The following is an 11,456-nucleotide window of genomic DNA, read 5'->3' as shown; positions in this document are numbered from 1 at the left end:
CCCTGGCATCTACATTTTGCGCCACACCAAAGCAGGAATTGCTCGGATGTAAATTAGTTCGCTGACCAACTCAATCAGCGTTTGAGTAATGACTGCTGCCGCAGCGAGCCCTCTGATTCCCTCGGGCAAGGCCAATGCCAATGGCAGAACCACTAATGAGTTTCGTGTCGAGCTGCTGAAAGCGACTGATCTTGCCGTGCTGGCCGGTAACTTAAACGCCCGAGCCACCAGCGCACCTACCACTGGTGCCAAGAGCATGAAACCAATGTAGGCGGGAATAACAGGCAGCAGCTTGTCCATGTCTCTGACCACCGTTGAAATCTGAGAGCCGATCACTACGACCAATACAGCCGCCATAGCCGGTACAGGCATCCAGGCCCATGCGTTGTTCCAGCTTTCAACGATGCGTGATCTCTTTGCCCCGGCAGCTGTTGCTACCGCTAAGACCAAAGGCAAAGCGATCAGCATCACAAAGGCCTCAACAAATGGGCCTATAGAAATGACCACTGCTGAGTCGTTACCCAGCATGAAGGTCAGGTACACCGGCAGCAGCACAAGCTGCATCAAAAGAAGCAATGGGGTGGCCGCCAGAGTGAGTTTGGAGTCGCCTTTACCGATGTGGGTAAAAACCACCACATAGTCGATACAAGGCGTCAGCAAGACCAACAGGGCACCCACCAAAATCGCCGGGTGATTGGTTATCCCCATCGTCAATGCCCAAACCAGCAAGGGGATGGCCACGAAGTTGGCTGTGAGCAGCGCCGCCATGAAACGCTTATTTGCGAGGCCATTACGGAGATCCAAGAACGGGATCTGTAGAAACATGGCGTACATCAGCACTGCGATGGTGGGTGTCACCGTCGACCCTAATGCTTCAGACGCATTGGGGGCGAGCAGGCCTCCGAGGGCCGCGACAATGACCGCGATGAAGTAAATGGGAATCTGGTTCGTCTCTAGCTGTTCTCTGTCCACAAAATGCCCTTCAAGCGCGTGAAATTATTTTCTGAAGACAGGTTAATATCTGTAGCTACTACAGGTTCAAGAAAATGCTTGGAGAGTTTGCATGTCAGGAATCGGGGCGCTGTCGAAATCAACGGGTTGCCACATTGAAACGATTCGCTACTACGAGAAAATAGGCCTTCTACCTCCCGCCCTGCGGTCGACTGGGCGGCATCGAATCTATACTGAAAAGCATCGATCAAGACTCGTCTTCATCCGGCAGAATCGTGAATTGGGTTTCCCGCTCGAAGATATCCGAGAACTCATCGCGCTCGCAGCAGATGCTGATCGTCCGTGCGCTGACGCGCTTTCGGTGGTCAAAAAGCACCTAGCGGAAGTAGAGTCGAAGGTAGCAAAGCTTCAGCAAATCCGGGTAGAGCTGCTCTCAATGGCAGGTATGTGTGAGTCAACATGCCTAGGTTCAAACACTCCAGACTGCACGATTGTTGAGTCACTTTTTGAACCTGCTGCTGGGGTTCGCTCTGGTTGCTGCTCCTAGACGAGTCAAGAGCATAGGGGGAGCAAGCTGCCATCGAAACCGAATAGCGCGATAGCCTCGACAGGGTGTTTCGAGCGTCTGTCTACACCAAACGGGCTGGTACAAGATGTGTTCGGCAGACGCTTAGTGCGCCAGTTAAAGCTGGCGGAGGATAGTCGATGAAAGTTCGATACTGGTAAGAAATGGCGAATCAACCAGGCCCCGAGTCATGCATGTTGCACCGTGAGGTGCGGGGTGAAGCGTTGACAGGGGAAACCGATGGGCCAGCCATTGAGCCGCGTAATCAGGAATTCGGGATGCCGATGCTGTTAAGCGAAGCAGAAGGCAATACGGAGCATGGCGTTATACGCCAGTCATGCTCTGATCCCGCGCGGTCGGAGACCCTGTGCACGTCGGGAAGTCCTTCGCACGGAAACTGGGAGATCTCAGCGGCGCCCGGTGCGCAAGCACCGGGCGGAGCAGGAAAGGCCAAAAGCCGTAACCCTGCTGTCTACGCCGCCGAGAAGTCGGATACGTCCGTAGTACCTGAGAAGCCATCGAACAAAGGGCTTGGCCCTGCGGAGATAGTGGAGGAAAGGGACGTAGCCAAGGGAAACACCAACAAGCCTCCCGCGCCCCGGACACTGAGCCGGATCAGTTGCGCGTCGATGGGACTTGAAGGTGTACGTGAAGCAGCCCGAAGGAACAAGGGCATGCAGTTCACGGCTTTGCTGCACCACATCACACCGCAGTTATTGGCGCAGAGTTTCTATGCCCTGCGCCGCGATGCAGCGGTAGGCGTGGACGGCATGTCGTGGCGGGATTACGAGGAAGGTCTTCTCCAGCGGGTAACCGATTTGCACGCAAGGCTCCACGGTGGAGCCTATCGAGCAACGCCATCGCGGCGGGTCTACATTCCCAAAGCCGATGGCAGGCAACGCCCGCTGGGCATTGCCTCTCTGGAGGACAAGATCGTACAGCAGGCAGTTGTTACTGTTCTGAATGCGATCTATGAAGAAGACTTTCTAGGATTCTCGTACGGGTTTCGGCCGGGACGCAGCCAGCACGATGCGCTGGATGCTTTAACGGTCGCGCTCAAAGGCCAGAAGGTGAACTGGATATTAGATGCGGATATCACGTCGTTCTTTGATGAGATCGATCATGAATGGATGCTGATGTTTCTGGGACACCGGATTGCAGACCGGCGCCTGCTCGGGCTCATCTGCAAATGGCTTCAAGCGGGTGTTATGGAAGATGGCCGTAGGGTGGCTGCGACCAAGGGGACTCCCCAGGGCGCAGTGATATCGCCATTGTTGGCGAATATCTATCTGCACTACGTGTTGGATCTGTGGGCAAGGCAGTGGCGCCAGCGGCATGCCCGTGGCGATGTGATTGTGGTGCGTTACGCGGACGACAGCGTGGTGGGGTTCAGGACGAAAGTGCAGGCTCAGCAGTTTCTGGTGCAGTTGCAGGAACGGTTGGCCAAGTTCGGTTTATCGCTCAACGCCTCGAAAACACGACTGATTGAGTTCGGTCGTTTTGCTGCGAGAAATCGTAGGAAGCGAGGTTTAGGTAAACCGCAGGCCTTTGACTTCCTGGGCTTCACACACTGTTGTAGTACCAACAGAAACGGTGGCTTTCAAATACTGCGACTGACGGTCAAGAAGCGAATGCGTGCGACGCTGCTGGCCATTCGGGATGAGCTGAAACGTCGACGTCATGAACCCATCCGGGTTCAAGGGCAATGGCTCACTCGGGTGGTGAGCGGTTACTTCAATTACCACGCGGTGCCGGGAAACCTGATACGTCTGGGTGGTTTTCGTTCGGCGGTCTGCCGTCTATGGCGGCAAGCCCTCACACGTCGTAGCCAGCGTAATAGGCTTCAATGGTCACGCTATGGACGCCTTGCTGACTTCTACATACCTAGACCCAGAAATGCACATCCTTACCCTGAGGATCGCTTCGCGTCACATACCCGAGGCAGGAGCCGTATGCGGTAGTTCCGCACGTACGGATCTGTGCGGGGGGCGGCAGGTAACTGCCGTCCCTACCGCGACCAATAGGCTGGTCTGGCGGCGGGACTCACCTTGGATGTAGGCCATAACGAAAAATGCTCCGTATCTTTCGATACGGAGCATTTTCTTGGAGCGCTGCGCAGATTGCTAGGTTTTCACACAGTCTGATAAGGGCCTTTTTCTAGGAGGGCTGTAGCCAGGTAGATGCGATCATGAGAGCGATCCATTAGGGCCAAATTCATTGGATCGTGCTCTTTCAGTTTACTACACGCAGAATCTCTCCTTTCGAGAACGAGTCAGCGTTCTCACCTAGCTGAGAGAGAATTCGTTGTCTTGCTTCCTTGCTTCCCCACGCGCAGTGAGGTGTCAAAATCAAGCGCGGTATATCAGCCAGCAAAGGATGTTCAGCTGTTGGGGGTTCGACTGTGAGAACGTCAGTAGCTGCACCGCCAAGATGACCTCGTCGTAAAGCGTCGGCAAGGGCTTGCTCATCAATGAGTCCGCCACGGCCAGTATTCACAACGAACGCACCAGGTTTCATTAGCGCTAACTCTGTTGCGCCAATTAGGTTGCGGGTTTGCTCGTTGAGCGGGCAGTGTAATGTGAGAGCATCAATACGCGGAAGCAACTCAGCTAACGGATGACGGTCAGATTGTTCTGGCCGATTGGGAAGTTGACCAATCAGAACGGTCATTCCAAAAGCTTCTGCAAGGCGAGCCACAGCTTTGCCTAGTTCGCCGTATCCGATTAAGCCCAGAGTTTTTCCCTCCAGTTCAATAATTGGGAAGTCGAGAATGCAGAATTGACGGGCTTCCTGCCATTTTCCAGCAACTACTGCCGAGTGATAGCGAGGCAGATTGGTGGCCAAAGCGAGCAGAAACATCATGGTATGTTGGGCTACTGAGGGTGTACCGTATCCTTGGCAATTACAAACAGTGATCCCGCGAGCTTGTGCCGCGTTTAAATCGATGTGGTTGGTACCAGTTGAACCAGCGAGTATTAGTTTCAACTGAGGATTAGCAATCATCACCGTTTCGTCGATCACGACTTTTACGCTGATAGCCACTTCAGCGCCTTCGAGACGTTCGACGGTCGTAGACGGTTCAGTAAACTCATAAAGCTGCAGTTCGGTAAACGCAGCGCGTAATGATGTCGAATCAAGGTCTCCGAGGTCGATGGATCTATAGTCAAGAAAAACAGCACGCATCAATTTCACCTCATATGTAAATTTTTTGATTGAAAGCATTCACGTAGGCTGCCGGCCGTTTGCTGAGCGCTTGTCGCTGAGTACCAAGCCAATTCCACCTAATACTGCTAGGGAAGTAAGTGCTAGGCGTAGAGTGAGGTGTTCACCCAAAATTAATATTCCTGCAATGGACGCCAAGACAGGGACACTCAATTGGACAGTTGCTGCTCGAAAAGAGGACAACGAGCGAATCGCTGCGTACCAAATCGCATAGCCAACACCAGAAGCAATCGTCCCCGATGCCATGGCGCAAAGTACCCCATAAGCATCCACTGAAAACTTATCAATGAAAGGGATCGATGCCAGAAGCATTATTGGAATGGCTCGTAGAAAATTACCAGCCGTTGCAGCGAGTGGATCATTTGATTGCTTACCGATTAAGGAATATCCGGCCCACGCGATACCAGATAAAAGCATAATCCCAGCACTAGCAAGTGGTGGTGCGCTCGCGCCAGGTAGTAACAATGCTATAAGACCACCTAGAGCAAGCAGTAGCCCCACAAGCGCTAAGCCTTGCATCCTTTCCCCTTTGCAATAACCGTAAAGAAACATTGTTAACTGCACTGCGCCAAAAAGTAAAAGAGCACCTGTGCCAGTTTCTAAGTTCACATATGCGTAAGAGAAAGCAAATGCGTATACGAATAGACTAAATGCCCCAAGCCATGTTCCGGAGGAAGTGCGTGGAGTGCCTTTGATTACTAGAAGCCCCCAAAGAACGATGGCTCCGCTCAAAAGACGAATTAATGTGAAAGAAGTAGGATCGATTTCTGTGTGACGCAGTGCAAGTCGGCACAATACCGAGTTGGCTGCAAATGCAAGCATTGCTACAGCAGTGAGAGAAACTACGGTTTTGGCCTTATTGGCGGCCGATACTTCTAGTGTGCTCTGTCTCACTTGCAGTTCTCCAAAATTATCTGGGTGTAGCGCTTCAGGTTTAGCAAGCATTTTTAATCTGAGCGTTATGTTTGTTTGTATTAGATTTAAATGGCATCTCATTAATATGGATATGTTGTATTAAATAAAACGCTACCATTCGGTTGGTAGGTGTGCAACAGAAATATTATCCTCTTGCTTTCATCGTATCGATTCCTGAGGGCCATGCTTGGTGCCGCTCGGAATCCAGGATCCCTAGCTATGGGCTTTGTTCGATCGCTCTTGATCAAAAAAAACCGACCGATCGGTACAGGTAGTATTGACCGATCGGTACAGGAGGGCTATAAATTTTTTGCACCCGGCTGGCTCGGCTGGGAGTGAAGCCTCTACTCAGGGCTTCAGCTGTTGTTCGTTGACTGTCGAGGAAAATAAGAATGAATCAGACCGCAACCCAACCGGCTGTACTTTGGCGTCCCACTGCAGAAACCATTGAGAACGCGCAGATCACAAGATTTGCGCGGTCGATAGGGATGGAACCGCTACCTTACGAACGGCTTCATCGTCATTCGATTTCCAAGCCTGGAGACTTCTGGGAAGCATTTTGGAATTTCAGCGGCATGGTCGGGGAGGGTGGTGGCCCAGCACTGACCCCAAGTATCTCTGCGCCAATGACGGACGCAGAGTTTTTCCCAGCGCGTCGTCTCAATTTTGCGGAAAACATGCTGGTAGGAGGGGCGGAAACTCTCGCTGTAATCGAGGCCAATGAGGGTGGTATCACCAACAAGGTGACCTTAGGTGAGCTGCGGATACGTGTTGCACGAGCCCAATTGGGTCTCAAAAACCTAGGGTTGGAGAGTGGCGATCGCGTTGCGGGAATGCTACCAAACGATCTGAACGCTTTGGTAATGCTACTGGCTGTAACATCTCTAGGCGCGGTCTGGTCATCGTGTTCTCCAGAGTTTGGGTACGCTGGAGTGATCGACCGCTTCGGCCAGATTTCGCCGAAGCTGTTTGTAGTAGCCAGTGACTATCTTTACAACGGCCGGCGCCACGATATCGCCGGTAAGTCCGCAGACATTGCGCGCTGCCTCCCGGGCCTTCAGCAGATCATTGTGATCGGTGATGCCGAGGTGGTGGATGCGCAATTTCCAGTCCATCGTTTTGCCGATATCTGCAACAACGACGCCTCTGAGCCAAGTTACAATCGTGTTCCTTTCAATCACCCGCTCTACATCGTGTTTACCTCGGGTACTACAGGTTTGCCGAAGTGCATCGTGCACCGCACAGGAGGCACTCTGCTAAACCTGCGCAAGGAGCACATGTTGCACTGCGATATCAAACCAGGTGATTGCATGCTTTATTACACGAACACCGCCTGGATGATGTACCACTGGCTCATTACCGCTCGTGCGAGTGGCGCCACTATTGTTCTCTACGATGGTTCCCCTATCCCCAAAGTGGATGGGCAACTCGATCACGGTGCTTTGTGGCGTGTTGCTGAAAAAGTGGGTGCAACCCATTTTGGGATTAGCCCCAAGTACCTAACTCTCCTGCAGCAAGATAGCTATAAGCCTCGTCAGAAGCATGATCTGAAGTCACTTCGGATGATCGTTTCATCTGGTGCACCGTTGACCGCCGAAAACTCGGAATGGGTGTATCGGGAAGTTAAGGATGATCTATGCCTTGCTTCGATTTCTGGTGGTACTGAGATTCTCGGTTGCTTCGGTATCAGTAACCCCACGCTGCCTGTGCGAGCAGGGGAGATTCAGGTAATGGCACTCGGCATGGCAGTGAACGTGCTTGATGAGCGAAACGCTCCTGTTTGGGGGCGTAAGGGTGACTTGGTCTGCACTGAGCCATTTCCGTCTATGCCTCTCGAGTTTCTAGGAGAGAACGGTCGGCAACGATACTTGGACACATACTTCGCTGATCGGAGCGAAATCTGGACGCATGGCGATCTTGCGGAAATCACCGAGACGGGCGGGCTGATTATTTCTGGTCGGACGGATACGACGCTCAAACCAGGCGGCGTGCGTATTGGGACAGGTGAGATTTACCGTGTTATCGACACCATTTCGGCCATCGAAGATTCGCTAGTGATCGGCTATCCAGTCGATGACGATATGGAGATTTGGCTGTTCGTCGTAACGAAGCAGGGCATTGAATTAGACGAAGATTTAGAACGGATCATTGCTAGGACTCTTAAGCTCAGCGCATCTCCTCGGCACGTGCCCCGCCGGATTTTTTCGGTACCTGAGGTTCCTTATACCTTGAGCGGTAAGAAGGTTGAAAAGGCAGTGCTTCAGTTCATCACGGGTTGTGAGGTGAAGAACAAAGGTTCTTTGATGAACCCTGATTGTTTAAGCGCATTCCTGGTTGCAGTTAACGAGCGAGCGCCACAGATGTCGGGAGTGGCGCCGTGAGAGGGTGGGACGCTGCCATTGTGGGGATCGCGGAGTTGAAGCCTGTAAGACGGACGGAGGGGTTGACCACGCTCGGAATGATTTTCGACGTTGCCGCACTCGCTGTACGAGACGCTGGACTGCGCCCACAGGACATTGATGGTCTTCTCGTTGGGCCTCAAGTAGGAGAGACCCCCCAACATATTCCAGCGACAGTGGCTGAGTATTTGGGTTTGAAGCCTGCTATGGCCGGTGTGGTGGATCTTGGCGGCGCATCCGCTGCGGGCATGGTGTGGCGAGCTGCCGCTGCCATTGCATCCGGTATGTGTCATACGGTGCTCTGCGTTCTTGCGAATACCTTGGAGACCGCATTGCGCTCTCCAAATCGAAACCCGATTCGTGAAATGGACGTGCCTTATGGGGCTTCTGGAGCAAACGTTGCCTACGCGTTGATTGCACAGCGACATATGCAGCAATTCGGAACCACCTCTCGTCAATTAGCTAAGGCAGTTGTAGATCAGCGGCACAATGCACAGCTGAATCCCCAGGCCATTTTTCATGGTGTGCCATTGACTGTGGAAGAGGTACTCGCGTCTCCGCTGGTGGCTGATCCCTTGCATCTTCTTGAGGTGGTCATGCCTTGTGGTGGTGGTGCGGCCTTTATCGTAACCAGTGCGGCTCGAGCTCGCGAGATGACTCATCCCCCAGTCTTTCTCGCGGGAGCCGGAGAAAAAGTAACGCATCGTGCTATTGCATTTGCACCAGACCTCACAATGAGCCCGTTGAAGAGCGCGATAGAGCAAGCGTATAGCCAAGCGGGAGTCGGCCCGAAACAGATAGATGTCCTCTCGTTCTATGACTGCTACAGCATCATGTTGGCGATTACCGCTGAAGATGCCGGGTTCTGTAAGAAAGGGCATGGAGGATCATGGTTGGCCGAAAACGACCTCACATGGGAAGGGAATTTTCCACTTAATACTCACGGCGGACAGTTGTCGTGTGGTCAAGCGGATCTAGCGGGAGGCATGTCGCATATCGTTGAGGCTGTAAGGCAGTTGCGGCAAGACGTGGATGGAAGACAAGTGAAGAACGCCGAATGGGCTCTGGTTACTGGAAATGGGGCAACCATGAGCGAAGCAACAGCTCTCATTTTGAGGCGTGGAGATCATTCATGAGTACCGTCTTAAGATCCATAAATAAGCCTGAACCGATTCCCACTTCAATTTCTCAGTATTTTTGGGAGCGAGCGCGACAGCAGGAACTGGTAATTCAGAAGTGCCAAGCATGTGGTACTTCGGTCTTCTACCCCAGAAATCGCTGCCCTGTATGTTGGGAGAATAGTCTTGAATGGATTAGTTCACGCGGGAAAGGTGTTCTTGCGTCATTCACGATTGTGCGCAGACCTGGGCATAAGGCCTTCCAATCGGAGGTGCCTTATACGGTTGCTCTTGTTGATTTGGACGAGGGCCCGCGATTGTTGACGAATCTAGTGGGAGAGTTCGTTCAGAGTGAGCTAAAAATCGGTTCGGCAGTTGAAGTGGCTTGGGTAAAAGAAGGAAATTACACCTACCCAAAGTTCTACTTATCTAACCCGTTTGGGTCTGGAGTATAACCATGAGTGATCATACAACCCCTGTGCTTTTGGATGGCCTGAGAACTCCATTTGGCAAATATAAAGGAGCCCTTTCCGGCTATAGCGCGCGAGACCTAAACGCGATTGTGATTAAAGCACTGCTTGCGAAAGTGCCTGAGTTAATGCAATCCGATGGCGTCCTACTTGGACAAGTACTCCAAGCCACTCAAGGGCAAAACCCTGCAAGGCTCGCTGCAAGCGATGCTGGCCTGCCGCTGACCATACCGGCTGCAACTTTTAACAGCGTGTGCCTCGCTGGATTGTCCACGGTTGCGGATGCGACGAGACGAATCCATCTCGGGGAAGGGCGTGCCTACATCGTCGGAGGCGGAGATTCGATGAGTCGCGCCCCGCATGCCGCTCTTATGCGCACTGGGATTGTCAGACCAGGCTCCCTGGAAATGATCGATGTCATGATACGCGATGGCTTGTGGTGTTCTATTTCCAATGAAGGTGTGGGAGAGATCTCAGAGCGTGCTAATCGGGAGTTACGAGTATCGAGGGAAGCGCAGGACGAAATTGCTGTACGTTCACATCAGCTAGCTGCGCAGGCCTATCAACAGGGATTGTTTGGTACTGAAGTCATCTCTGTACAGTTGAAAAATGAGGCGTTTAGCAGCGATGAAGGCGTAAGAGGTGAGAGCAGCCTGGATAAAGTTTCTAAACTGTTACCAGCATTCAACGAATTTGGCACGATCACAGCCGGCAATGCATCGCAAATGTCCGATGGTGCATCAATTGGAGCAGTGACATCTTTGGCATTCGCCAAGGAAATTGGCAGAGCACCACTGGCAAAAATAATCTCCTTTGCCGAGGTGGCAGGCCCGGATACATCCCTCCATCTCAAGCCAGCTTATGCCATAGAGCTTGCTCTAAAAAAAGCTGGGCTGAAAGTTTCAGACATCGACCTGTTTGAGATTAATGAAGCGTTTGCCGCAGTAGTCGCGACAACCTGTACACATCTAAAAGTTCCCTTAGATATAACCAATGTTAATGGCGGTGCCATCGCAATCGGTCACCCGTTGGGTGGAACAGGTTTTCGGTTGTTACTGACATTAGCCAAAGAGTTGCAAAGGCGCAACGCCCGTTATGGGGTTGCATCAATGTGTGGTGGTGGTGGACAAGGTTTTGCAGTCATCATTGAGAGGATTTAAAGAATGAGCGAGAACAACAAAAAACAACCTAATGGCTGGGTTGATACTCGATTCGGTATGCCGTCGGTAGGCTCCACAGCAGAGAGAAGCAAAAATGTAACACTCGCTGATATTGAGCTCTTTAGCGCTATGACAGGCGACCGCAACCCACTTCATACCGATAAGAAGGCCGCAGAGTCCTCGCGCTTCGGCGGACTTATTGTGCAAGGTGGTGTTACCAGCGGGATGTTGAATGCGGTAGTAGCGGAGGAGCTTCCTGGGCCAGGTACGGTGTTTTTGAGCGTTGAATGGAAGTTTATCAAGGCTACCTATGTCGGCGACACGATCACAGCGTGCGTGAAAGTTCTAGAGCTCCGTGAGGATAAACCCATCTGCACTTTAGAAACAGTTGTCAAGAATCAACACGGAGAGGTCTGCCTTGAAGGTAAGGCTGTGACTTACACTGCTTCGCTAACACCAGTTGAGTAGCTATTGAATTTGACAATTGGTTAATTAAAGTTCTCGCGCTTGCGATATTGACGCGCAATTCATAGTTGCGAGCGTGAGAGTTTTTTTCGTTGATGTAGGAGGCTGCAACGGATTTAGTTTTTGCGATACTTCGTTTTAGTAGTTGTAGTGTTGCAGATAAATTATTAGCTTTTTGGACTACCCAGCTC

The 11,456-nt window shown here is 52.0% G+C and carries 10 protein-coding genes; 7 read left to right on the top strand and 3 right to left on the bottom strand.

Annotated elements, in window-relative coordinates; all coding sequences use genetic code 11:
- Positions 1-9 precede the first annotated feature (9 nt).
- Positions 10-972: an arsenic resistance protein gene (locus tag HCF10_RS05155; protein WP_159994928.1), complete on the bottom strand. Its 963-nt coding sequence runs from the start codon at positions 970-972 to the stop codon at positions 10-12.
- Between the two features lie 91 nt (positions 973-1,063).
- Here HCF10_RS05155 and HCF10_RS31655 point away from each other — a divergent pair, with 91 nt between their 5' ends.
- On the top strand, positions 1,064-1,498 hold the full coding sequence (locus HCF10_RS31655; RefSeq protein ID WP_003425026.1) for a MerR family transcriptional regulator: 435 nt from the start codon (positions 1,064-1,066) through the stop codon (positions 1,496-1,498).
- Between the two features lie 212 nt (positions 1,499-1,710).
- On the top strand, positions 1,711-3,477 hold the full coding sequence (ltrA, locus tag HCF10_RS05145; RefSeq protein ID WP_342792459.1) for a group II intron reverse transcriptase/maturase: 1,767 nt from the start codon (positions 1,711-1,713) through the stop codon (positions 3,475-3,477).
- 271 nt (positions 3,478-3,748) lie between these two features.
- Here ltrA and HCF10_RS05140 read toward each other — a convergent pair whose 3' ends face one another.
- Positions 3,749-4,738 (bottom strand): 2-hydroxyacid dehydrogenase, encoded by a 990-nt coding sequence (locus HCF10_RS05140; RefSeq protein WP_237234979.1) that lies wholly within the window; start codon positions 4,736-4,738, stop codon positions 3,749-3,751.
- Positions 4,739-5,632, bottom strand: a complete 894-nt coding sequence (locus tag HCF10_RS05135) for a DMT family transporter (protein WP_257792325.1) — start codon at positions 5,630-5,632, stop codon at positions 4,739-4,741.
- Positions 5,633-6,045: 413 nt separating this feature from the next.
- Between HCF10_RS05135 and HCF10_RS05130 the strand changes: the two genes are divergently transcribed.
- The 5 genes from HCF10_RS05130 to HCF10_RS05110 all read left to right on the top strand — a co-directional run bounded on the left by HCF10_RS05130 (position 6,046) and on the right by HCF10_RS05110 (position 11,268).
- Positions 6,046-8,034 carry an acetoacetate--CoA ligase gene (locus HCF10_RS05130; protein ID WP_167654991.1) on the top strand — a complete coding sequence of 663 codons (1,989 nt, stop codon included), beginning with the start codon at positions 6,046-6,048 and terminating at the stop codon, positions 8,032-8,034.
- A 62-nt stretch (positions 8,035-8,096) separates the two neighbouring features.
- Positions 8,097-9,188 (top strand): thiolase family protein, encoded by a 1,092-nt coding sequence (locus tag HCF10_RS05125; protein ID WP_237683053.1) that lies wholly within the window; start codon positions 8,097-8,099, stop codon positions 9,186-9,188.
- On the top strand, positions 9,110-9,625 hold the full coding sequence (locus tag HCF10_RS31920) for a Zn-ribbon domain-containing OB-fold protein (RefSeq protein ID WP_443200899.1): 516 nt from the start codon (positions 9,110-9,112) through the stop codon (positions 9,623-9,625). The genes HCF10_RS05125 and HCF10_RS31920 overlap by 79 nt, the downstream gene beginning before the upstream one ends.
- A 2-nt stretch (positions 9,626-9,627) precedes the next feature.
- On the top strand, positions 9,628-10,800 hold the full coding sequence (locus HCF10_RS05115; protein WP_167654989.1) for an acetyl-CoA C-acyltransferase: 1,173 nt from the start codon (positions 9,628-9,630) through the stop codon (positions 10,798-10,800).
- Between the two features lie 3 nt (positions 10,801-10,803).
- Complete coding sequence (locus tag HCF10_RS05110; RefSeq protein ID WP_167654988.1) at positions 10,804-11,268, top strand: MaoC family dehydratase; 465 nt, start codon at positions 10,804-10,806, stop codon at positions 11,266-11,268.
- Positions 11,269-11,456: the final 188 nt, after the last annotated feature.

Origin of the sequence: Pseudomonas sp. B14(2022) (assembly GCF_012030485.1) — a bacterium.
Taxonomy (GTDB): Bacteria; Pseudomonadota; Gammaproteobacteria; order Pseudomonadales; family Pseudomonadaceae; genus Aquipseudomonas.
Note: the sequence above shows the minus strand (reverse complement) of the source record. Positions and strands in the feature narration are given on the sequence as shown.

What these genes read in the sequence shown, in the direction of transcription:
- HCF10_RS31655 (WP_003425026.1), top strand. Translation starts at nt 1,064, where the DNA reads ATGTCAGGAATCGGGGCGCTGTCGAAATCAACGGGTTGCCACATTGAA.
- ltrA (WP_342792459.1), top strand. Translation starts at nt 1,711, where the DNA reads ATGTTGCACCGTGAGGTGCGGGGTGAAGCGTTGACAGGGGAAACCGAT.
- HCF10_RS05140 (WP_237234979.1), bottom strand. Translation starts at nt 4,738, where the DNA reads ATGCTTTCAATCAAAAAATTTACATATGAGGTGAAATTGATGCGTGCT.
- HCF10_RS05130 (WP_167654991.1), top strand. Translation starts at nt 6,046, where the DNA reads ATGAATCAGACCGCAACCCAACCGGCTGTACTTTGGCGTCCCACTGCA.
- HCF10_RS31920 (WP_443200899.1), top strand. Translation starts at nt 9,110, where the DNA reads ATGGGCTCTGGTTACTGGAAATGGGGCAACCATGAGCGAAGCAACAGC.
- HCF10_RS05115 (WP_167654989.1), top strand. Translation starts at nt 9,628, where the DNA reads ATGAGTGATCATACAACCCCTGTGCTTTTGGATGGCCTGAGAACTCCA.
- HCF10_RS05110 (WP_167654988.1), top strand. Translation starts at nt 10,804, where the DNA reads ATGAGCGAGAACAACAAAAAACAACCTAATGGCTGGGTTGATACTCGA.